This is a genomic window from Francisella sp. SYW-9, from assembly GCF_008711465.1.
Classification (GTDB): domain Bacteria; phylum Pseudomonadota; class Gammaproteobacteria; order Francisellales; family Francisellaceae; genus Francisella.
The window spans coordinates 1-24066 of the sequence record NZ_VXKQ01000014.1 but is presented as its reverse complement, the minus strand read 5'-3'; the positions used below and the strand labels follow the sequence as shown (position 1 = coordinate 24066).

Genomic DNA, 24066 nt, shown 5'->3' with positions numbered 1-24066 from the left:
ATATTATGCAGATAAAAAAAGATTGGAAATACTATTTAGGGCTTATGCTCTTTGGAGCTTCTTTTTTGCCGTATGTGACAATCTTTTTTATAATGCCTTTTTGGGGCTTATCAGCAGCTAGGTATTTGATAATATCCTCGCTTTTGGCTATGAGTGCAGAAGCAATGTTTGTTTTATCGGTAATGTTTCTTGGTAGGACTATTGTTGATGTGATGAAAGCAGCGATAAAAAGAGTCTTTAAATCGGCTTTTTCACAGCAAAGACCTATTAGTTATACAAGATATGTCATAGGAATGATCATGTTTGTCTCTAGTATGATATATCCTACTTTAAGTATAGAAATGATTTTATATTTTCATGAAGTTAGTTTTGTTGGCCAGTTAAATATGATGTTTATCTTGTTTAGCGGAGATATAATGTTTATAGCTAGCTTCTTTGTCTTAGGAGCTGGTTTTATAACAAGGTTAAAATCTGCTTTTAAGTATCAACAATAGCATAAGAGTATAGTATTTGTGTTAAACTATCATTCAGATACGAAAGAGATGCTTGACTAAAGGATTCGTTGAGAACTTTTATATAACAGTTGAGTATGAGAGTTAAAGATATTTTATATGCAAGTTGAATTTCACGTTTTACAAACATCCAAACAAAAAGAGCTATTAGACTCGATTTATAATTATGTTTTAAATAATTATAAAACTAAGACATTTGCTATTTTAGCACCCACTGGAATAGCCAGAGAGTTAGATGAAAAGCTATGGCAACCTGAAGAAGAGTCTTTTATCCCACATCATTGTGCTATAAGTGCTAGAGAGTATAATCAATATAAAAATATTCCTATTTTAATAACAGATAATTTATTTATAACTTCTGGTTTTGATGTTTTGATAAATATTATGGATGTAGCGGTAGATCCTCAGAGAATTAAAATAAAAGAGCTTAAGGAGTTTGTATATCAGCAAGAACAAGCACTGCTAGCTTCACGTAAAAAATATATGTATTACAAAAAATTTAATTTACAAATTAATACGATAAAAGAGTAAAGAACTAATGGAATTAGCAATATCTATATTAGGGTATATAACTCAGTTTACTCAGGTTGTTGGCTGGAGAATAAACTTATTATTGGGCACTTTTCTTTTTGTAAGTTTATCAGCTTTTACATTCTCTGATGGATTGTATGCTAATGCCATTATTAGAGCCCTAGCCGCAACTGTCTGTTTCTTAGGTTTTTTAAATTGGAAAACATCTATTTACTATTTTAAGAAATGGCATTTATTACCTTATTTAATAGTAGTTTTGATTGTTGCTATGATTCAAATTCAGTTTACAAATAATCCTTTGCCAATACTAGATACTGTTGTTGCATCTATGGGGCTTATAGCAACATTCTTAATGGCAGTTAGAAGTATTTATTGTTGGCTTTTTTTGATTACATTAAATGCCTTAGAGACAGTAATGTTTTTTATGGTTCATAATTATTATCTATCACTAATGCAACTTGTATATATGCTAACATCTGTTATAGGTATTATCATCTGGAAAAAGAGAGGAGTTGATAGATCTTTATCGTAGTTTGCTATTGAAACTATAGAAGAGTATTTATTTTAGATATAATTTACTCAAGATATCATAATTTATAGTAGGTCCATATGTACAAAAAAACCTATATTTTAAACCCTTTAGTAAGTGAAAATGAGTTTATCAAGCAAAAGCCTGAGAATGTTGCGTTACCTAAGTTTGAGGATGTTAAAGATAAATTGCCACAAGTTCACTGGCAAGATCATCAAGCTCATATTGATTGTTATTGGAAAGCATGGGAAATAGCATTTAGCAATTTAAAACAGCCTACGCCAGAGAGTGGTTTTATTAAGAATTTTATTGATACTGCATATAATGGCAATATTTTTATGTGGGACACATCTTTTATGATGATGTTTGGCATCTATGGACGTAGAGTGTTCGATTTTCAATCAACATTAGATAACTTTTATGCTAAACAACATCCTGATGGTTTTATTTGTAGAGAGATAAGTGCTAAAACTGGTCAAGATTTGTTTCATAGGTATGATCTTGTAAGTACCGGACCAAATTTGTTTCCATGGGCTGAGTGGATATATTTTCAGCATACTTCTGATGTTGCGCGCTTAGAAAAGATATTTCCAGTTTTGGTTGCCTATCATAAGTGGCTTAAGGAATATCGTACATGGAAAGATGGTAGTTATTTTTCAAGTGGCTGGGGTACTGGTATGGATAATCAGCCACGCTTAGAAGCAGAATATAACCAAAACTTCAGTCATGGTCATATGAGTTGGTTAGATACAAATTTACAACAAATTCTCTCAGGTAAGATCTTGATGGCTATTGGTGAAGTGATCGAAAGATGGCAAGAGATCGAAGATATAATTGATGAAACTGAGGCCTTAGAGAAGTTTGTTAATGAACAAATGTATGATCCAAAAACTAAATTTTATTACGATAAGCTAAAAGATGACAGCTTAAATACAGCTAAATCTATAGGAGCTTTTTGGGGACTTGAAGCTGAGATATATCCTGAAAGTAGAGTTAAAGATATGTGTCAGTATCTAAGTGATGATAAATACTTTAAGAGATCGCATATGGTTCCATCATTATCATATGATGATGATAAGTATAATGATCTTGGTAGATATTGGCAGGGAGGTGTATGGGCACCAACTAATTATATGCTGTTAAAAGGTTTGGAAAAGTACAATGAGCATAGTTTAGCTTTTGATATTGCTTTAAACCATAACACTAATGTTGTCAAAGTTTTTGAAGCTACAGGAACTCTATGGGAGAATTATGCCCCTGAGAAAATTGTCCCAGCAAAGCCAGCAAAGCCAGATTTTGTTGGTTGGACAGGTCTTTCAGCTATAAATGTACTTATTGAAAATGTTTTTGGTATTCAACCAGACGTGCCTAATAATGAAATTCATTGGCATATAAATCTAAAAGATGAGAAATTTGGGGTATCCAACTATCCTTTTGGAGAAAATAATACACTCAAATTATCTTGTGATAGTTCAATTATAGAAGAAGATGGCTTCCCTAAGTTGGAAATACAAGCGGAAGAGCCTGTAACTATAAATGTTTATTTTGAGAGTAGTAAAAAGGCTATAAAAGTTTGAGCTAGAAATTTTAGTAGAAGTTATATTGCTTCGTTTTCTTTATCACTATGAGTTAGTTTTGCAAAAGGTAATATTAGTACTATAAGTACACATATTGTAAATCCAGTCACTATCGCAAAAGCAGTAACACCACCTATTGAGCCAAATAATATACCTAGTATTTTTGAAGATCCACTATCAAAAATAGCTCCGGCTATCATAACTAAGCTTATCATTAGCGCATGCTTTCCTCTAGGAAGGCTAGTCATCATAAGAGATACAAGAGTAGGGTATACAGGACCGATAAGAATACCTAAGATAGGCAGTCCATATGCAATTACTGGTACACTAAAGATATTTGAAGCATCTACACCAGCACCTGGAACAATATTGCTTAGTGTTACAGCTATCAGTATCAAAGAGATAATAAAGTTTATAAAGAAATACTTATACCAAGATATATATCTAGTAAATACAGCACCAATAAGTCGACCTAAACCTAAACCTAGAGTAAATAGGCTTGCTAGCTGAACACTTATGAATTTTGGAATTTCTAATATCTGATTATAGAAAGCAGCTAGCCATGATCCAACTCCTTGTTCTAGAGATTCATAACAAGCAAATAAAATTAGAAAGATTATTAGTGTTACTAGTGGTAGAGTTAATATTTCTTTATATTGTTTAAGGATAGGCTTACTTTCTTGATCTTGTATATTACTCTCATCAAATGGTGTAAATGTCCAAAGCAAAAATAAGACAAAGCATAAAGCACAAATTACCCAGAAAGCATATGTCCAAAGAGCGGGATTTCTTTCTAAGAAGTATGAGAACATCCACATACCACCAAAGCTACCAAAAGTATATATTCCTTCCATGAGGTTTATAAAGCTGGCGTGCTCTTCTTTGGTATCGGTGACAAGTCCTACAGAACTATATGCAACCACCTTTAATACCACGTTTGAGATACCAATTAATACAAGGTAGCCTCGAATCATCCAAATAGAGTTTACAAAAGGAATAAAAAAGCAAAAAGCAAAAAGAACAGCATAATTTAGCATTAAAGACTTTCTATATCCAACTCTCATCAGTAAAGCAAACATTACAAAAGATAGAACAATTCTAGTTAAGTTTTGGTAGCTTTCTAAGGATCCGGCGGCACTATGGGATATTTTATAGTATGTGACAGCTTGCATCACAAAGGTAGGTAGACCACATGTTAGTATGCTAAGACTAACAAAGGTCAAAATAATTTTAAATTTTGCTAATTGTTTTTCATTCATGATAAAACTTCCTTATAGTTATAAATGTTGATTACATCATCTAAAAGTTCCTTGCTAGAGGCAGCTATTATATCGCCAGTATAGTCCATACTGAGTTTATCGCCATTTGCTGCAGTTATTGCTCCACCGGCATTTTGTATTAGTTTAATAACAGGAAGATAATCATAAGTATCTAACATAGGCTTTATTACTACATCAATACACCCCATAGCAAGCAAACCAAAAGCATATGCTTCGGCTTCCCATGAAACTATTTTTGCTTGATTACGAATATTTTTAATAAAATTAGTTTTGTTTTCAAAAAGGTATGGAGAAGATAGAATGATTTTACTATCTTGTATAGTTTGCTTATTACTAGTTTTTATCTCAGTATTATTGTTGTATATAGATTTGTTGTCATATGCTGACCATCTTTCTCTAGTAAATGGTTGATCAACAAGACTAAATATAGCTTCTCCTTTATAAAACAATCCTATTAATATACAAAAAAGAGGTCTTCCTAAAATATAACTATCTGTTCCATCTATCGGATCAATTATCCACATATACTCTGAATTTGGATTTACAGTATTTTCTTCTTCGCCTATTATTCCATGGTCAGGAAAGTTTTCTAGTATAGTTTCTCTTATAACTCTTTCAGCTTGTTGATCTGCTATGGTTACAAGAGATTTATCATCTTTTGATATTATTGTATTAGATTTACGGTAATGCTTATTAAGAATTTCACCAGCCTTATCCGCGGCAACGTTTATAGTCCGAATAATTTTTTTTGTAATCATTATTTAGGGTTGTAGAAATAAGTATCTATTTACGAGTCTGACAAAGATTTTGCTGTTTTTCTAGAAAATATTTCAGCTAAATAATAAAGTTTTAAAGAATATTTAATTTGCGGTTTTCATATATATATATTTTTAGAGTCAATATTGTTAAAATTATCAGCATTAAATTTTTTCTATAAACTTATATATTTAGGCTTTATAAATGACTCAAGAAATGAATAAAAATTATAATCCAAAAGAAATAGAACAATCTAACTATCAAAATTGGGAAGCTTCAGGAAAGTTTGCTTGCCCAACTGAGAATAATCATACTGACTCAAAAGATACTTACGCAATAATGCTACCACCACCTAATGTAACGGGAACATTACATATGGGGCATGGCTTCCAGATGACTTTAATGGATATTCTTACGCGATTCAATCGGATGAATGGTAAAGATACGCTTTGGCAGCCAGGTACGGATCATGCAGGCATTGCTACGCAAATGGTAGTTGAAAGACAGCTTAATGCTCAAGGTATCTCAAGACATGATTTAGGGCGTGAAAACTTTGTAAGTAAAGTTTGGGAATGGAAAGAGCTATCAGGTGGTACTATCACATCTCAAATGCGTAGAATTGGCGCATCTCCAGATTGGGATCGTGAGAGATTTACAATGGATGATGGCTTATCTGATGCAGTTAAAAAATGTTTTATTAAGCTATATGAAGATGGTTTAGCATATCGTGGTGAGAGACTAGTAAACTGGGATCCTAAACTAAAAACAGCAGTTTCAGACTTGGAGGTTGCTCAGATAGATAAACAAGGTTCATTATGGCATTTTGTATATCCTGTAGCTGATAGCGATGAGAAGATTATAATCGCAACAACTCGTCCAGAGACAATGCTTGGTGACATGGCTGTTGCGGTTCATCCGGAAGATGAAAGATACACTCATTTAGTTGGTAAGATGATAAATCTACCACTTACAGATAGACAGATTCCAATTATTGCTGATGATTATGTTGAGAAAGATTTTGGTACAGGATGTGTAAAGATCACTCCTGCCCATGACTTTAACGACTATGAAATGGGTAAAAGACATGATTTACCAATGTTAAACATCTTGACTGATGATGCAGCACTAAACTCTAATGTACCATCGAAGTATCAAGGTTTAGATAGATTTGTAGCGCGTAAGCAGATAGTTGCTGATATGGATGCATTAGGTCTTTTAGATAAGATAGAGCCTCATGCGCTAAAAGTACCTACTGGTGATAGAACTGGAGAAGTTTTAGAACCATATCTAACTAAACAATGGTTTGTCAAAGCAGATGTACTTGCAAAGCCAGCAATAGAAGCTGTAGAAAATGGTACTGTGAGATTTGTACCAGATAACTGGAAAAATACATATTTTTCTTGGATGAGAGATATTCAAGATTGGTGTGTATCACGTCAATTATGGTGGGGTCATAGAATCCCTGCGTGGTATGATGACGCTGGTAATGCTTATGTCGGTGAAGATGAAACAGATGTTAGAACAAAATATAATTTAGCTGATAATGTAGTTATCAAGCAAGATGAAGATGTATTTGATACGTGGTTCTCATCTGCATTATGGCCATTTAGTACATTAGGCTGGCCTGAGAAGACTCCTGAGTTAGAGAAATATTATCCAACAAGTGTGCTTGTGACAGGTTTTGATATTATCTTCTTCTGGGTGGCTAGAATGATGATGTTTGGTATGTACTTTATGAATAATGTACCATTTAGAGATATTTATATCACAGGACTTATTCGTGATAGTGAAGGTCAGAAAATGTCAAAATCTAAAGGTAATGTCTTGGATCCTGTAGATTTAATTGATGGTATCACACTAGATGAGCTTCTGAAAAAAAGAACTACTGGTCTAATGCAGCCACAGATGAAAGCTAAAATTGAAAAGGCTACGAAGAAAGAATTTCCTGAAGGTATCAGTGCTTATGGTTCAGATGCGGTGAGATTTACTTATGCGGCATTAGCTTCTACATCTCGCGATATTAGCTTTGATACTGCTAGGGTAGAAGGATATCGTAATTTCTGTAACAAACTTTGGAATGCTTCAAGATTTGTAATGATGAATTTAGATGATTATAAGGTTTGTGATAATTATGAGTTAGGTGTTGCAGATAAGTGGATTTGGAGTGTTTTAAATAACGCTACTGCTGATATTCATAGACAAATTGCTAACTATCGTTTTGATATGGTGGCAAATACTATTTATGATCTTGTCTGGAATAACTATTGTGACTGGTATGTTGAGTTTGCCAAAGTTGCTTTAAAAGATAGCTCTTTATCTGAGAAGCAAAAAAATGGTGTTAAATATACACTTACTAAAGTTCTAGAGAATATCCTTGCTTTAGCACATCCATTAATTCCATTTATTACAGAGAGTATTTATCAGCAGTTAAAAGCACATTTAAATGATGCTAAAGAAACAATTATGGATGTTAGTTATCCTGTAGCAACTCAAGATTTAGAAGCTCCAGAAGCTGAAAAAGCTATCGTATGGCTACAAAATGTTGTTACAACTTTGCGTAATATGCGTAGTGAAGTAGGTATCAAGCCATCTTTAGAGATCTCTCTAATTGTTAAAGATGTTGCAGATACAGATAAGGAATATCTTGCTCAAACTGAGGGCTTTATCAAAGCGTTAGCAAGAGTAAATAATATTGAGTTTAATGATAATCCACCAACATCTTTATCACAAATTGTTGAAGGGCTTGAGTTAAATATTCCATTAGCAGGTTTAGTTGATATCGAAGCTGAAAAGGCAAGACTAGATAAAGAGTTAGATAAGCTAAAAGGCGAAGTTGATAGAGTACAGAAGAAGCTTTCAAATGAAAGATTTGTCTCAAATGCTCCAGAAGCTGTAGTTGCTGTAGAGAAAGAAAAGCTTGCTAAGTATCAAGAGCTTTATTCTAAAACGCTTGAGAAGAAAGAGGCTTTGGTTTAGATCTAGTTTTTAAAAGTATTATTTTGTCTTATTTGTGTATTCAGGGTTAATTTACCATATTAGGAGTTCTTAATACAATATATTCCACAAAACTAATAGTTGCAAAAATGAATGACCAGAAGCTAAGATTATCTAGTCATTTAGAAATAAGATTTGACCGAAGACTTTTGTTTATGTCATTATTTGAATCTCAAATATAATATATAAAAGACCATACTGAATTTAATATTAGTGAAATGGAGTAGAAATATACATAGAAAATTAAAAGTGTTGAAGATGCGACAAGCTTTTCTATGTCGATAATGGTAAGTAAGAAAATAATAGAGTTAGCAGCGAATATCGGATGTAGCCATTTGCCAAAACTATTTAAATTTTTTCAATAAGGATCTCCTTAATATTACTTTTAATCTTAATTATTATGAGCGTAAAATAAATAATGATCTATATTTTTATATTGAAACAATTTACTTTCTGGTTTAATCTAAAAAACGCGTTTATATGATACTTTAATTTTTAGGAGATAACTTTAGCTATGAAAAAGGTGTATATATTACTTGATTATATTTTAAAGAACTTATTTATGGCTATATTCTGGTTTGTGGCAGGTTTATTAATTGGTTATATAGCAGTATATTTGACATCATCTAAAGAAGTTTACAACATCTTAAAAATAAATGGATTTGTCTGGACATCAGTTTATGGCGCAATAAAGGTATCTGGGGTTTTATCTATAATATTTGCAATTATCTTTGCAGTATTTGATGAGAATAAGAAGCTTTTGATTATTCCAATGATATTAACAGTTATAGTTTTATTTTTTATTCAACATTTTCTTGGTTATTGTATTCTAGAATTTTTAACTTTAGTATAAAAATATGTTAAAGCAATTGTCTGATAATATTTGGATTTGTGATGGCGAGGCTGTTCCTTTTTATACTCTTGCATATACTACAAGAATGACGGTAATACATCTTGCTAATAATGATTTATTTATTCATTCACCAATTAAGGTTGATTCTGAGTTAGTTTCGCAAGTATCTAAGCTTGGGAATGTAAAATTTCTAATATCACCAAATAAAATTCATCATTTGTTTTTGCAAGATTGGGCAAAGATTTTCCCTGATGCTAAGATATATGCATCGCCTGGACTTAGAGATAAAAGAAAAGATATTAACTTTAAAGCTGATTTAAAAGATTCTCCAGAACCTGAGTGGCAAGATGAAATTGACCAGTTAATATTTAAAGGTAGTAGAGTAATGCAAGAGGTTGTGTTTTTTCATAAACCTTCTAAAACACTCATTCTTACAGATCTTATAGAGAATTTTGATGAAAATTATTTTTCAGGATTTAAAGGCTTGATAGCTAAGTTATCAGGTATTGTTGCCCCAAATGGTAAAACTCCTATAGATTGGAGAATGTCATTCTTTTTTGGTAAGAAGCGGGCTCGAGAGTGTTTTGAGAGAATCTTAGCTTGGCAACCTGAGAGAATAATCGTTGCTCATGGTAAGAATATTGAAATAAATGCTGTAGACTTTCTTAAAAAGTCATTTAAATGGTTAGGGAAGTAAATTAATGATTTATGCAGCAGCGTTTGTAGCTATTAAAGATGATAAGATTCTTTTGACTAAGACCCGTGATAATACTATTTGGTATCAAGCAGGTGGTAAAATCGAGCAAGATGAAACACCTATCCAAACTATTGTAAGAGAGCTAAAAGAAGAATTGAGTCTAGAGTTAACAACAGATGATATGCGCTATTTGGGTAATATAACTACAGATAATCATGATAGAACCACAACAGTTTCTTTAGAGTGTTTTACGGCTGATATTAATCAAGAGATTAAACCATGTGCTGAGATCTCAGCAATCAAGTGGTTTGACTTTAATGATACAAGATTTGTTGCACCAGCTGTGCTTGAAGTTATAGCTAAATACAAAAGTGGAGAGTGGCAAATCTAAATAGCTTTAAAAAAACCTTTAGTATCTTATCATTAAGCAGTTAGCTACAATTCATAATTTTTCTAAATGCAGATTTAAAGTATTAAATAAACTTATAAGCTAGTATAAACTTGATTAAAGTGATAAATAAATTATCAAAGAAATATGCAAAGAAAAGATCTGCTAAAAATAGTAAAGAGAGTTGTTGTAAAAGTTGGTACTAGCACTTTAACTCACCAAACAGGCTTGTTAAATATTAATCGTATAGAAAAGCTTGTTAGACAACTTGCAGACCTTCATAATCAAGGATTTGAGGTAATACTCGTAACATCTGGAGCAGTTGGTGCGGGTATGGGGAAACTTGGATTGCAACAAAAGCCAAAAACTTTACCTGAGAAGCAAGCTATAGCTGCAGTGGGGCAAGTGGCTTTAACTCATTTATATCAAAAGCTTTTCTCTGAATATGGTAAGAATATTGCACAACTACTTTTAACCAAAGATGATATCGCTAATAGAGAAAGATACTTGAATGCTCGTAATGCTTTTTCAGCTTTATTAGCAAAGGGAGTTATCCCCATCGTTAATGAAAATGATGCTGTAGTGATTGATGAAATAAAAGTAGGTGATAATGATACATTATCAGCATTAGTTGCAAACTTAATAGGAGCTGATTTACTGATTCTACTTTCAGATATTGATGGTTTATATACTGCAAACCCACGTATAAATAGTTTAGCAAAACTTTTAAATATTATCTCAGAAATTTCAGATGATATTCGAGCTATGGCTGGCGATGTTGGCTCTAAATTTGGTACTGGTGGTATGGCTACTAAGATTAAGGCGGCTGAGGTTGCTGTAGCTGGCGGGGTTAATATGATTATTGCTAATGGAGAAGATCCTAAAATCCTTTTGGATATAGTCTCAGGCGAAAATATAGGGACATTATTTGCAAAAAATAACAAAAAAGAAATTACAGCTAAAAAACATTGGATAACATACAGTACTCACAAGCTTGGGGAAATTGTGATTGATCAAGGAGCAGTCATAGCATTGAAACAAAAGAAAAGTCTTTTACCCTGTGGGATTCTTTCAATAAATGGAGATTTTCAAAAGGGAGCTACAGTTATTATTAGTAATGATAAGCAGGAAGAGATAGCTACAGGATTGGTCAACTATTCATCACAAGACTTAACAAAGATAAAAGGTTATAAGAGTTATGAAATTGCTAATATTCTAGGCTATCGGGACTATAATGAAGCTATCCATGTCGATAATATGTTTTTAAAGGAGCATTAGATGAATACATCTATTTTAGAAATGGGTAAGAATGCTAAACAAGCTGCAAAAGAGTTAGCTCAGGTAAATACAGAGCGTAAAAATAATGTTTTATATCAATTAGAGAAGTCTCTGTTAGGTAATATTGAATATATATTGCAGGAAAATCAAAAAGATCTATATAATGCTAAAAAAAATAATTTATCAAAAGCATTTGTTGATAGATTGACACTGACTTCTGCTCGAATAGAATCTATGGCTCAAGGAGTTAGACAAATTGCTGATTTTACAGATCCTATTGGTAAGATTGAGAAAGGCTTTAAGCATCCAAAAGGAATGACAATCTCTCAAGTTAGAATGCCTCTAGGCGTTATTGCGATGATTTTTGAATCACGGCCAAATGTAACTATAGATGCTGGAGCATTAGCTTTAAAATCAGGTAATGCTATTATCCTTAGGGGAGGTTCTGATGCTTTGCATACAAATATAGCTTTGAAAAATATATTTCAAGAAGCATGTAAGAAGTTCGGTCTATCAGAAAACATTATTCAACTCGTTGAAGATACTAATAGAGCACGTATAACAGAGCTAGCAACATTGGATAAATATATTGATGTGATAATTCCAAGAGGTGGTAGGAGCCTTAAAAAAGCTATTCAACAACAAGCGACTATTCCAATGATAGAAACAGGGGCTGGTATTTGTCATACATATATTGATGAGTTCGCAGATTTAGATAAGGCTATAAAGATAGTCATAAATGCTAAAACTCAGCGTCCAGGAGTCTGTAATGCTTTAGAGACTCTTTTGGTTCATCAAAATATAGCAGAGAGATTATTGCCAAGATTAGAAGCAGAGTTCGTGAAATATAATGTCGAGTTAAAAACTGATAGTGAGAGTTTGAAATATCTAGAAAATGCTACACTAGCGACTACAAAGGATTGGGATACTGAATATTTAGATCTAGTACTTTCTATTAAAACAGTAGCAAATATTGATGAAGCTATAGAGCATATTAATACATATGGTAGTATGCATTCAGAGTGTATAGTTACTGAAAATTATACAAATACAGAGATCTTCTTAAACGAAGTAGATGCCGCAGCAGTATATGCTAATGCTTCAACTAGATTTACAGATGGTTCGGAATTTGGTTTTGGCGGCGAGATTGGTATTAGTACCCAAAAGCTTCATGCTAGAGGACCAATGGGTATAGATGAGCTAACAACTCTAAAGTTTATTGTTAGAGGAAATGGACAAGTTAGAGAGTAAGTAAAGATCGTCTGTCAATTATTTATTTATCAACATTATTAATATCAGTATGGCCGCAAAATGCCATAGTCTTATCCATTTTTTCATAGAAGATTTCTAATATTCTATAAGCTCCTTTTTCGCCGTAAGCACCGACACTATAAATCCATAGATCTACCAATCATTCAAGCCGTTGCACCTAGGGCTTTTGCTTCGGATAATCTTGTTGTTCAGAGTTGGATTTTTAGTAGTCAACAAACAGTTTAGGGACCTTATGATAATAGATTTTACGTAACTCATCAAAATATATAGTTTTTTGCAGATTATTTTTTATACCCATTTCCCTAATATAATAAAAATTGTTATGTTTGAGCTTGTTTAATTACTTCTATGATACTAATAAAGTATATAGCTCACTGAAATCCTAAAATGAATTCAGAACGAATTTTAAGCTATTTAAATTTCAGTAAATATTTTTTCTTCAGGAAGTCTAGATTTAGGTAGTTTAGCATTAAAGTCATCTTCTGAACTATAACCTACAGTAACGATGACAGAAGTTTTAAGACCTTTCTCTTTTAAATTAAATTCATCATCAATAATATGAGTTTCAATACCTTCCATAGGTGTGGCATGTAGACCTAAACCAGCTAAGCCTAATAGTAGATTACCAAGACTTATATAAATCTGTTTCTGTGCCCAGTTTTGTAGTTCCTGAGGTCTATCTAGGTATGCTAGAGCAAATTTTCTACGTACATCTCTTTGCATACTCTCAAACTCAACAGTAGGGAAGCGGCCATCTTTTCTTTCTTGATCTAAAAGTTCTTCTAAATAGCTATTATCAATATTTGTTTTAAAGCAAAGAACTATAGTCAAAGCAGAGTTTTTTATATTTGCTACATTTTTAGGGTGGATATTTTCAGAGGCCTTTGCAAGCTTTAATTTTGCTTGCTCAGAAGTAGCTAGAATAAAATGCCATGGCTGAGAGTTTACACTTGATGGCGTAAATCTTAGAATATCTTTTATTTGCTGTATTTGAGCACTTGTTAATTTCTTTGTTGGGTCATATGCTTTTGTTGTGTATCGAGTTTTCGCGTAGTTGACTATATCCATAGTTAAGATTAGGTTTATTAAATTTTAATGGGTATATTTTATATGAAATATTTCAATAAAACTTCTGAAAAAGAAAAACTTTATATATTTTTGGAAAACTGAATTTTATAGAATTGTTATGCTTGCTATAGATTAGTTATATTCATTCTTGATAGAATGTATCACCATATTTTATATTTCTTAATAAAAGTAATGTCTATTGTCAATATTGATAAAACTAAAATAAGAATAATTATACTTTTATCATTTTTTATATTGATGGGGATGAGTATTGATTTATTTGCACCATCATTACCAGGAATTAGCTCTTCATTGAAAATTGATCCATCAACTTCAAAAATGGTTATTTCAATATACTTGATAGGTTATGCTTTAGGAAACTTTATTGTTGGTATAATAACCGACGCTGTAGGTCGCAGAACTTTATTAAGAGCTTCATGCGTGCTGTTTGTTATAATAAGTATTTTACCTCCGTTGATACCTAATGAATATGTATTGTTAGTAGTGAGGCTTTTCCAAGGATTTTTAATGGGATCTTTGGGAGTGCTTAGCCGAGGTGTTTTCTCAGATATTTTGCCTGTAGAGAAGCTTTTAAAACTTGGGCCAACTATTGGGTTTCTTTGGGGACTAGGTCCAATTGCCGGACCTATAATTGGAGGTTTTCTACAAGAGTACTTCGGCTGGAAATCTGGCTTTTATTTCTTTGCTATAATCACTTTAATAATAACAATACTTGTTTTTATATACATACCTGAGACTATTGCAAAAAAAACATCATTAAAATTCTCACAAGTATATAAAAACATTATCGAAGTTGTATCTAATAAACAGTTTATGAGCCTGTGTATAGTAATGGGGATGGCATACTCTATGATAATAAGTTTTAATACTCTAGGGCCATTTTTAATCCAGAATGTAATGGGGTATTCACCAGCTTATTTTGGTAAATTAGCAATTTTTTTAGGATGCTCATTCTTACCGGCACCAATAATTGGGCGTAAATTATTGGACCATTATTCTATAGCTAAAATATTTTTTATTGTTATACATTTCTTTACTCTATTGATTCTGATATTTTTTATATTTAGTTATTTTAAACAATATAGTATTAGCTTACTTATTGTAGCTACAATGACAGTGTATTTTGTTTGTGGTTCAATATTTCCTCTTTCCATGGGAAAAGGGATATCAATGTTTAGTCATATATCAGGAACTGCTGCAGCGATGATGTACCTTATAAATATGGCTATTTCAAGTATAGTGGCATTTATTCAAGGTTACCTTCATGCTCATACTACTACTAGCATCATAGAAATATATGTTGTATTGATGTTTTTTATAGTTGGGTTATATTGGTATAAGCTTAAGGGTTTATAGAAATTTATAATTTAATAAAACTCTTTTGTCTAGATATGTTTTTTTTTTTGTAATCATATTTCTTTATAAAATATAAAGCTATCAAAAATATTATGATAAAAACATCAGCCTTACTTTGTGTAAGAGATAATAAAATGCTCCTTGTAAGGGTGCGCAACAATACTATCTGGTATTTTCCAGGTGGTAAGATAGATGAGGATGAAACTCATTTGCAAACCATTATTCGTGAACTCGATGAGGAGCTAAACATACAAATGCAAGCATCTGAAATAAAATATCTTGGTGAAGTTATAACAGATAATCATGATAGGACAGATACTGTCTCAGTACAATGTTATGCTGGGGATATTAATCAACCAGTACAACCGTGTGCTGAGATCTCAGAAATAAAATGGTTTGATCTAGATGATATAGAATTTATGGCTCCAGCTGTGATAGAAAGTATAAATAGATGGTATAAGTCATAAAAAGAAGCTTATATAGAGTTTTGATTAGCATTTATATTTGCAGCTAAGGATTTCTTGATTATAGTTGTTAGAAGATCTTTATGTTTGTGATTAGGATTATTTCTCAACGTATAAAGAGCATATTGCTGTAATATAACAAGAGGTAGTGTAATATCATCTCTTAGTTTTATAGATCTTTCTTTTACAGGGTTTGCATGTAAGAAATTTTCATTTTTTTCAGTTACTGCTAATAGATATTCTTTTGCTAGAGCGTGCTCATTACGTATTAACTGCCAGAAATCACTATATTTGATGTCTCTACTTATATGTTTGGTCATATTAAAATCAGTTTGAGCAATGCTTTGTAAGGCATTATCAAATATTCCCTTGATAATAAGCGAGCGTTTATATATTTTTTGAATTAGAGCTAGATTTTTCTTGTTTTTCCTAACCATAGTATCTATTGCTGTTCCAAGGCCGTAAAATGCTAAAATACCTTGTCTCATCTGTGTCCAAGCAGCACCATAAGGAATAGCACGTAAATCATCTAGTTTTATTTTAGCTCCAGAATTTCTTTTTGATGGGCGAGAGCCTACATTCATCTCACTGATGTATTTTAGAGGGGTTATCTCTGTGAGATAATCTATAAACTGAGGATGGTCTTTAAGCTCGATATATGTCTCAAAAGAGAGTCTGCCTAACTCATTTATCAGCGTAAGCTCTGTTGTATTTAGCTTATGGGCGTTATGTAAGTTTAGTTTACCATATAGGCCAGATGTTAGAATTTGCTCTAAGTTATATTGAGCACTATCTGAGTTGCCAAATTTAGATGATATACTTTGCCCTTGAATAGTTACTTGAACATCATGATTTGAAACTACATTTGATAGTCCTCTATAAAATAAAAACATATCACCACCACCACGTGAAGGTGGACCACCGCGACCATCAAAAAAGATAGGTTTGATACCTTTAGAGCCAAGATATTTACTCAAAGCTCGCTTAGCTTCAAGGATAGACCAGTTAGCCATGAAGTAACCACCGTCTTTTGTACCATCAGAGAATCCAAGCATGATTGTTTGTGTGTCATTCCAGATTTGCAAGTTATCGGTGTAGAGTTTGATATTTAGTAAGTCATCCATAATTTGAGTCGAGTTTTTTAGATCTTCCATAGTCTCAAATAGGGGAACAACTTCTATTTTTATTTTGTTTTGATCTTTTGAGTTTTTATTAAAAAGTTTAAATATTGTTAAAACTTCTAAGATACTTACGGTAGAGTCAGCATTACTGATAATATATCGCTCTATTGATTCATAGCCATTTTGTTGTTGGATATACTGTATGGTATTAATGGTTTCTATTAGTTCTTTAGCTAGTTCACTTTTAATTTCTAGTTCTACGAGACTTTTTTGTTTAGCAAGTTTAACTAGAAGTTGGATTTTCTCTGAATCTTCTAAAGTTTGATAATCTAGGTTATAGTTCTCTTTAAAAAGTTCTGTGAAAAATTGTTTATAAATTTTAGCATTTTGACGAACATCCAGTTTTGCAAAATAAAAACCAAAAATTTTTACTTTTAAGATTAGATTATCAAGCCTGTCAACAAATAGTGAATCATATTGAGTATCAACAGTATTTTTCACCTTAATAAGCTCATTTAGAAAATCTTGTGCGCAAGGGTACTTATTTGATTTTAGTTTTTTGCGGATATTTGTAAGCTCATCATGAACATTTTCAAAAGTTAATTTTTTTATAAGCTTTTTTAGATCTTTGTTATAGCAGTCAAAAATACTTACTCTTAAATGTTTTGATACTCTCTTAGTCACTTTTGCGGTAACAAAAGGGTTGCCATCTCTATCGCCACCAGGCCAGAATCCAATCTCAATATTAGTATTATCATTAGTTAGTTTGTGCTGAATTTTTGGGATAGTATTGTAGAAAATATTATTTAAGTACCATATGATCGATTTCGCTTCATCTTCAGGCGTAGGTTTAGTTTTATTACTAAATCTAGTTTTACCCATTTGTAAGAAAATATCCTGAATCTTATTTATATCATTATCTAAAATTGCTCTCTTAAGATCATGAATGATAGGTAATACTAGTTTGGCATAAAACTGGGTAGGGTGTGCTGTAAGGACAAGTCTAGTTTTATACTCTTTAAGGGCCCTGGTTAGAGTTCTCTGTTTGTTATTTCTTTCAACTCTTCTTGCTAGTCTAGTTATACTATATTCACCATTTAAATCATGTGTTTTTACATATGCCGCCTCTTCTATAGCATCAACTAAGACTATTTGTCGCTCTATATAGCGGATAAATTTTATAAATGTCTCAAGTTTTTCCTCCTCAGACATTTCAGGATACATACTTTCAATAATTTCAATGGGATCTTTGTCATTTTTTAATTCACTTTTACAAATATTAGAGAATGTTGCTAATTTAAAGTTTGCATTATGTTTCTTATCAAGAGGAGTGCTTAAAAAAAGACCATTGAGCATTTTATATTTAAGCTCAACTTTTGATTTATAATTTTCTAAGAGTTCATTTTCAATAGAGTAAAAGGACATAAACACCTCCTATAGTTTAGCCAAGCCTAAAAAGGCTAATAGTTTATTTTAAACTATTTATGCTAGGAGTGTATTTATTTTAGTTTGGATTAAAAAAATTGGTCTTATGCCCAAATAGCGACTATAGCCATAAGAGTAAAGCCAATTATAACAAATGTGTATTGTTTGGTATTACAACAATCTTTTATAAGTACAGATTTATCAAGTCCATGTAGCGTACCCATATATATAAATGTACCAGCAGCTATTGATGTAAATACAGGCTCTATATAAGGGTTAGAAACATAGTGAAGAGTTTCTTGCCCAAGTATTATCCCTAGAGGTGTCATTAGTATAAAAGAAATAAAGAGAAGTGCTCTAATAGAAAATTTAAGATTAGTTTTGTTAATGCTTATTGAAAGAGCAAAGCTTGCTGCCCACTTATGTGCCATGATAGCTACAAATATAACTACAGCAATACTCGCCTGTTCTGATAGACCTAGAGCAGCACCTTCAAAGAAACTATGAATAGATAACATAATAGTTGCCATTATTGCCATAAAAGTTAGGTTACCTTTATTTGCTTTAGATAATGAACCACCGATATGTTCAATTAATAAAAATAATAGTATTGTCACTCCAGCTATCAAAAATGGGAAGGGGTATGCTATATGCAAATCAGCAAAGTCATTGGCTGAGTCGCTAAGCATATGGATTAAACCAGCACCTAAGAAAACACCATTAGCTAAGGCATCACCAATAGGAAATCTAAAAGTTGGGTTTGATGCCTTCTTTATAAAAGGAAATGCTCCTGAAACTGTAGTTACAAGCAAAATTACTAGAAGTATAATTATCTCAAAATTAGTCATTTAAGGTCGGTATTAATTATCTTTAGCTGAATAATACACAAAAACATAAAGTGTTACAATGTAACAGTTTGTAAAAATAAAGATTATTAGTTTATACTTAGACATTAAGATATATTCAAAAATAAGTTATATGGATCTGATAAAGCAGGCTGAAATATATTGTAAGTCTTATAAGCACAGATTTACAGAGCCTAGAAGACATGTATTAGAAGCAATAATTAAGCAAGAAAATCCTGTTACTGCTTATGATATTTTAAGGCTTCTATCTATAGCGAAAGATACAAAACCACCAACTATTTATAGGGCGATTGATTTTTGGTTAAAGCATGGTTTCATACATAGGATTGAAAGTATGAATTGTTATATAGCTTGTAACTTTAATCATAAACATAGAGGGACACAGGTAATTATTTGTGAAAAGTGTGGTATGACTAAAGAGACATGTGTCGATGACAAACGTATATCTACTGAAGTTAGTGAAAAAGAATCATTTATAGTTCATAGTTGGAATATGGAAATTCGTGGTATTTGCTCTAAGTGCGCTTAAACATTTGATAGTTTAGTCATTCATTAGGTTCTAACTTTAATATTGTCTCACCATATTTTATTTCCTCAAATCCTCGACCTTTTGAGTTTATTTTGACTTTACCTTCTACTGATAGAATTACGCTGTGTTGTAAAGTATAGCTTCGTAGAAACTTAGCATATTTGCTATTGAAGATACAGATAAGAGAAAGCCATTTAGTCATCATTTTACTTTTAATTAAATCCATTGGAATATAATCGTTATAACTAAGGTTTTCTTTATTTATATAAGGAATTTTAGGAGCTAAAATAAAAAGTTTTTGTAAATAAGAGTTATCTTTACCACAATAGTTATAGAAATAAGATTCTGTTAGATCGCTATAAAAATACAGTTTGTTTCCAAAATCATCTTTAAAGTATAACTGGCCGGTATCATCCATTTTTACAATGAAGCTTACTTTTTGTTTTAATCCTCTCTCTTCGGTAATGCTATAGGTAAATTTATCATCTAAAATAAAGCCAAATTTAGCCTTTATTGAATAATCTATAATAACTGAGTTTATAAGCACGCCTTTTTTTGGAATAGTGTTGGAGTATAGTTTTTCATCTATGTAATATTTATCAAAACAAAAGTTTATAGTTTCAGCATTATGAAATATAGAGTTTTGTACTTGAATATGGATGTGTGGCTCTGGGGAGTAACCACTATTGCCACATTTTGCTAAAGCATCATTTATATAAACATGGTCACCAACTTTGACATTTAAAGAAAATTGCATAATATGACATATTTTTATAAACAAACCCTGATGATTCTTTATTGTTATATAATTGCCCCAGTTATTTGCTCTATCTATATTGCCAATAGGGTTATCGATTAGATCATGTCGACAATCGACAATATAGCCCTCCACAGGAGATAAAATACTTTCACCAAAGCATAGATAATTATCTAAGGAATTTTGGTCACCAATATATGTTTTACCATTTTCTTTTTTTACAAAATCATAAGCAAATTGATATTTTCCTTTATGAGTCCACTTGTCATTAAAATCTTGATAAATATACCATTGCCCACTAAACGGAAGATTAATTTTAGGAGTTTGCCCAAACCTGTAGATTCTATTTAAATAACTTAAAAAAGATTTCTCAGGAGTCGATTTTATAACATGGTTAATATCCTTGTACCCTAGGCCTTTTAGAGTGGAGATAAAAGCAATAGTTATGATACAAAAGGGTAGCGTAAATACAGGTGTAGCATAGTAGTTTAGAACGATTTCAAACATATTTGTTACAATAACCGTAGAGGCTATAGCAAAAAGAGTTATTATAAGGCTTCTAAATGTTGGTAATAGAAATATTCCATATAGTGCCACTCCAGTAAGAATATAGTTAAAAGCATATAAGTCATTTAATGCTAGAGTTAAAGATCCGCTGAGAAGAAATTCAAAATAAATCCCAAAAAAATAACTAAATATAGCTGTGAAAAATATTATTCGTGATGAAACAAAAATTATAAATAGTATTATTAATCCAACAATATTACTTGGGAGGAAAAATATACTTCCGAGAGCTTTTAAAAAGCTACTAATAACTATTGGTAGGTTGATATCAAAGCTTGTCAGATCCTTTAATAAATGATTGTCAAAACCTAAGAATTTTATTGATGCTATATAAGTGACTATAGCAATTATTGAAAAGGGTAGAGACAGTATCGGAAGGTGTTGTCTACTAAATGTTTTTGCAAAAATATAGCAAGTAATAAATGTTAAAACTGCTAACGTAGCTACAAGACAGATAGATATAGCAGAAAGAGGTAATATATAGCCTACAGCCAAGCCTACTAATAGAGCATTGCAAAGGTAGGGTTCATAGCTTACATTATTTGAGATATTGATTAGTTTTATGAAAATAATATTTACTAAAATTGCTATTATCCCACATAGCGTCATAGACGGGTTTATAAATAGAGATAATAAAATGACTACAAAAATTAATTTATTATCCAAAAAAAGTACAGAGCTATAAGGTTTTAAGAAATTTTTTAACTTTATCATTTATGGAATTTCTCTAAAATTAACTGTCTCAAGGTTATCTATTTTTTTAATTAATTTGGCTTTACCATCATTATCAATTAAAACTACAGCCGGTTTATATCTTATAAATTGCATTGATTGGGTATAGTTATAAGCTCCAACAGGAGAAATTGATAAAACTGATTCCCTATCTAAAGGAGGTAGCATAATACTTTCTTCGATAACATCTATATTCATACATAAAGGACCATTTAGCACAGAAGGTTCGGTTATCTCTCCATAATCTTTATCTGTCTCTATATTGAAATTATACCAAGTCGATGTGTATAAATTGTTTACTCCTGCATCCATGATGTAATTTTTTCTTCCATCAGGTAGTCTTTTCCAACCACATACAGATGTAAGAAGATAGCCTGCCTCATCAATTAAGTAGCGACCTGTTTCTAAATAAAGCTCGGGTAAGACTTGGGATCTATTTTGTTCATAGATTGTGTTAACAATAGCACAAGCATAGTCATCAGCAGTAGGAACTACAACATCAGGAGATTGATAGATACCTTTTAGATTACTTTTACTAGCAAAACCACCGCCTATATCGATATATTCTATTTTACTGTTAAACTTTTGTTCTATTTCATACTTAAATTGCATTAACTTGGTTGTAGCTAGTTTATAAGCATTTGTATCTAATATAAAAGTGCCTATATGAGTATGAAGACCTGTTAAAAGAAGCTTATTATTTTTATGTATCCTTGTGACAGCATTTAGCGCATCACCACTTTCATAATTAAAACCAAATTTATTCCATTGCGGATATATGCCAGTATCCATGTTGATTCTGATTGCAACTGGTATTTTAATTTGTAGCTCATCAGCTATTTGCTCGAGATCATTTAATTCAAATAGATTATCAATATGTATTTTTGCACCTTCTTGAACTGCAATTTTCAAATCTTTTTTGGGTTTATATGGACCATTAAAAATAATATCTTTGCCACTTATACCAAGATTTCTTGCTTTTTGGTATTCAAATTCGCTTACAACCTCAGCACTGGAGCCTAAGTCATGAAAAATTTTACATATTTGATTTAGATAGTTAGTTTTATAACTCCAACTAAACTTTACTTTTGGATATCTTGAGATAAATACCTCATATAGAGATTTGTACTTTTTTTCCATCTGCTGTTGCGAAAAAACAAATAAAGGGCTGCCAAACTCTTCAACTAATTCTTTTACGCTTACACCATCTATATTTTCTCTTACTTTCTGCTTAAAAAGTGAGCCGCCATATTTGGATGCCATTGTAAAATCTAGTTTATTTATTATAGGTTTTGAGTATGTTTTTTTCATTTTATCTTGTTTCTTTATTTAGAACTAAAATTTTATATTCATCGAAATCAGCTATAATTTCATCAACAAACCTTACGTATAGTTTATTGATAGGGTAGTCTAGTTTAGTTTCAAAGTTTTCATTTTGGATTATCTTTATTAGCATATCTGGTAAGTTTATACCAACCTCTGTAGCTAAGTGTACCCAAGCTGGAAAGCGGGGGTTGATCTCTATCATATAGATGCCATTGCTATTAACTATACACTCAAGTTCAAAAGCACCTTGCCATTTTGTTAGTTTGGTAAATTCTTGAGCTGTTTGCAGAAGTAGATCATTTTTTATAGTTAAGCCTAGCCAAACTTTACCTAAGTCAGTAGTTGTTAACTTTTTTATTGCTACAGCACCTTTTAAATCTCCTTTACCATTTGCAACGCCAGCTAAATTTATTTCTTCACCATCTATATGTTCTTGTAGCAGAATTGGTAAGCCCCATTCATTATATATATTATAAAAAGCTTCAATAGCGTTCTTAGTATTAAAAACCTTATATGCTTTATAGTAGTTGCCTTTAATCATTAGAGGGAAGCTTAGTTTTTCTATAGTTTCATGAAGTTCTGTTATTGTATTTATTTGGTAAGTTTTGGGATATTTTATGCCTAGGTTGCTGCAAAGCTTATCTAATCTATTTTTGTTCCTAAGCTCAAAATTTTCTTGGGATGGTAGACAGAGGTTTATGCCTATCTCCTTAGATATCTGCTCTTGGTATTTAATATATAAAGGCAGTTCAGCATCTAAGTTTGGTATGATTGCTTGGATATCATCTTTTTTCTTTATATATTCTAAGCGTGCTTTTAACTCATCAAATCCTGAAGATGGATATGGCATTAGATAGGTTTTTGAAAATAATTTTTGATAATTGCCTGGCTCACTAGCATCATAGCTTAAGCCGATAAGAGAGAATTTATTACTTAAGCTTTTTGCAACAGGTATTCCAGGGGCAGGGTTGTCAGTATTGTTTAATCCACTTATTGCTATTTTCATCTATATTAAATTATATATTTTAAGTTTTGAAATAAAGTCGCAAACATCAATATACAACTCTGATAGCGTCCAAAAAAGTGTGTCTATAGCATGTCGAGTTTTGCATCCAAAATATCCTTAACTTTACAAAAAGCAGTCACTGGATATCTATAAGTTTTTTGTTT

The 24066-nt window shown here is 31.7% G+C and carries 21 protein-coding genes and 1 pseudogene; 13 read left to right on the top strand and 9 right to left on the bottom strand.

The window, feature by feature from the left end:
* The first annotated feature begins 11 nt into the window (after nucleotides 1-11).
* The 4 genes from F3D62_RS07640 (at nucleotide 12) to F3D62_RS07625 (ending at nucleotide 3149) form a co-directional block, all read left to right on the top strand.
* The gene (locus tag F3D62_RS07640) at nucleotides 12-494 is read left to right on the top strand and encodes a transporter suffix domain-containing protein (RefSeq protein WP_150467676.1); all 483 of its coding nucleotides are present in this window, start codon (nucleotides 12-14) and stop codon (nucleotides 492-494) included.
* 117 nt (nucleotides 495-611) lie between these two features.
* The gene (locus tag F3D62_RS07635) at nucleotides 612-1043 is read left to right on the top strand and encodes a DNA polymerase III subunit chi (protein WP_150467662.1); all 432 of its coding nucleotides are present in this window, start codon (nucleotides 612-614) and stop codon (nucleotides 1041-1043) included.
* A 7-nt stretch (nucleotides 1044-1050) separates the two neighbouring features.
* Entirely contained in the window at nucleotides 1051-1575 is a 525-nt protein-coding gene (locus tag F3D62_RS07630) for a nicotinamide mononucleotide transporter (RefSeq protein WP_150467661.1), read from the top strand.
* A 77-nt stretch (nucleotides 1576-1652) separates the two neighbouring features.
* On the top strand, nucleotides 1653-3149 hold the full coding sequence (locus tag F3D62_RS07625; protein ID WP_150467660.1) for an MGH1-like glycoside hydrolase domain-containing protein: 1497 nt from the start codon (nucleotides 1653-1655) through the stop codon (nucleotides 3147-3149).
* A gap of 20 nt (nucleotides 3150-3169) precedes the next feature.
* Here F3D62_RS07625 and F3D62_RS07620 read toward each other — a convergent pair whose 3' ends face one another.
* Both F3D62_RS07620 and F3D62_RS07615 read right to left on the bottom strand, forming a co-directional pair.
* Nucleotides 3170-4408 (bottom strand): MFS transporter, encoded by a 1239-nt coding sequence (locus tag F3D62_RS07620; RefSeq protein WP_150467659.1) that lies wholly within the window; start codon nucleotides 4406-4408, stop codon nucleotides 3170-3172.
* Entirely contained in the window at nucleotides 4405-5187 is a 783-nt protein-coding gene (locus tag F3D62_RS07615) for an inositol monophosphatase family protein (RefSeq protein WP_150467658.1), read from the bottom strand. Before F3D62_RS07615 ends, F3D62_RS07620 begins: the two co-directional genes overlap by 4 nt.
* Before the next feature lie 202 nt (nucleotides 5188-5389).
* On the opposite strand from F3D62_RS07615, the gene F3D62_RS07610 reads away from it, so the two are divergent.
* From F3D62_RS07610 to F3D62_RS07585, 6 genes are all read left to right on the top strand, one after another.
* Nucleotides 5390-8161: a valine--tRNA ligase gene (locus tag F3D62_RS07610; protein ID WP_150467657.1), complete on the top strand. Its 2772-nt coding sequence runs from the start codon at nucleotides 5390-5392 to the stop codon at nucleotides 8159-8161.
* Nucleotides 8162-8693: 532 nt separating this feature from the next.
* Nucleotides 8694-9032, top strand: a complete 339-nt coding sequence (locus F3D62_RS07605; protein ID WP_150467656.1) for a hypothetical protein — start codon at nucleotides 8694-8696, stop codon at nucleotides 9030-9032.
* A gap of 4 nt (nucleotides 9033-9036) precedes the next feature.
* Nucleotides 9037-9729, top strand: a complete 693-nt coding sequence (locus F3D62_RS07600; RefSeq protein ID WP_150467655.1) for a DUF4336 domain-containing protein — start codon at nucleotides 9037-9039, stop codon at nucleotides 9727-9729.
* A 4-nt stretch (nucleotides 9730-9733) separates the two neighbouring features.
* Nucleotides 9734-10120, top strand: a complete 387-nt coding sequence (locus F3D62_RS07595) for an NUDIX hydrolase (RefSeq protein WP_150467654.1) — start codon at nucleotides 9734-9736, stop codon at nucleotides 10118-10120.
* A 144-nt stretch (nucleotides 10121-10264) separates the two neighbouring features.
* Nucleotides 10265-11395, top strand: coding sequence for a glutamate 5-kinase (gene proB, locus F3D62_RS07590; RefSeq protein ID WP_150467653.1), 1131 nt, complete (start codon nucleotides 10265-10267; stop codon nucleotides 11393-11395).
* Nucleotides 11396-12646, top strand: a complete 1251-nt coding sequence (locus F3D62_RS07585) for a glutamate-5-semialdehyde dehydrogenase (RefSeq protein ID WP_150467652.1) — start codon at nucleotides 11396-11398, stop codon at nucleotides 12644-12646.
* Nucleotides 12647-12668: 22 nt separating this feature from the next.
* Here F3D62_RS07585 and F3D62_RS07580 read toward each other — a convergent pair.
* A pseudogene (locus tag F3D62_RS07580) lies at nucleotides 12669-12846 on the bottom strand (alpha-hydroxy-acid oxidizing protein); the annotation flags it as partial.
* A 235-nt stretch (nucleotides 12847-13081) separates the two neighbouring features.
* Nucleotides 13082-13735, bottom strand: coding sequence for an oxygen-insensitive NAD(P)H nitroreductase (gene nfsB, locus F3D62_RS07575; protein ID WP_150467651.1), 654 nt, complete (start codon nucleotides 13733-13735; stop codon nucleotides 13082-13084).
* Between the two features lie 192 nt (nucleotides 13736-13927).
* On the opposite strand from nfsB, the gene F3D62_RS07570 reads away from it, so the two are divergent.
* Nucleotides 13928-15112 (top strand): MFS transporter, encoded by a 1185-nt coding sequence (locus tag F3D62_RS07570; protein ID WP_224732655.1) that lies wholly within the window; start codon nucleotides 13928-13930, stop codon nucleotides 15110-15112.
* 92 nt (nucleotides 15113-15204) lie between these two features.
* Nucleotides 15205-15579, top strand: a complete 375-nt coding sequence (locus F3D62_RS07565; RefSeq protein WP_150467650.1) for an NUDIX hydrolase — start codon at nucleotides 15205-15207, stop codon at nucleotides 15577-15579.
* Nucleotides 15580-15587: 8 nt separating this feature from the next.
* Here the strand turns inward: F3D62_RS07565 and F3D62_RS07560 are convergent, their stop codons facing one another.
* Both F3D62_RS07560 and F3D62_RS07555 read right to left on the bottom strand, forming a co-directional pair.
* A complete protein-coding gene (locus F3D62_RS07560; RefSeq protein ID WP_150467649.1) occupies nucleotides 15588-18122 on the bottom strand; it encodes a phosphoenolpyruvate carboxylase in 2535 nt (844 codons plus the stop codon).
* A 104-nt stretch (nucleotides 18123-18226) separates the two neighbouring features.
* Nucleotides 18227-18970 (bottom strand): ZIP family metal transporter, encoded by a 744-nt coding sequence (locus tag F3D62_RS07555; protein ID WP_150467648.1) that lies wholly within the window; start codon nucleotides 18968-18970, stop codon nucleotides 18227-18229.
* A 130-nt stretch (nucleotides 18971-19100) separates the two neighbouring features.
* Here F3D62_RS07555 and F3D62_RS07550 point away from each other — a divergent pair, with 130 nt between their 5' ends.
* Nucleotides 19101-19517, top strand: coding sequence for a Fur family transcriptional regulator (locus F3D62_RS07550; RefSeq protein ID WP_150467647.1), 417 nt, complete (start codon nucleotides 19101-19103; stop codon nucleotides 19515-19517).
* Nucleotides 19518-19533: 16 nt separating this feature from the next.
* Here the strand turns inward: F3D62_RS07550 and F3D62_RS07545 are convergent, their stop codons facing one another.
* The 3 genes from F3D62_RS07545 to F3D62_RS07535 are packed head-to-tail and all read right to left on the bottom strand — an operon-like array spanning nucleotide 19534 to nucleotide 23902.
* On the bottom strand, nucleotides 19534-21552 hold the full coding sequence (locus tag F3D62_RS07545) for an urea transporter (RefSeq protein WP_150467646.1): 2019 nt from the start codon (nucleotides 21550-21552) through the stop codon (nucleotides 19534-19536).
* Nucleotides 21553-22881, bottom strand: a complete 1329-nt coding sequence (locus tag F3D62_RS07540; protein WP_150467645.1) for an alanine racemase — start codon at nucleotides 22879-22881, stop codon at nucleotides 21553-21555.
* A gap of 1 nt (nucleotide 22882) precedes the next feature.
* The gene (locus F3D62_RS07535; RefSeq protein ID WP_150467644.1) at nucleotides 22883-23902 is read right to left on the bottom strand and encodes an ATP-grasp domain-containing protein; all 1020 of its coding nucleotides are present in this window, start codon (nucleotides 23900-23902) and stop codon (nucleotides 22883-22885) included.
* Nucleotides 23903-24066: the final 164 nt, after the last annotated feature.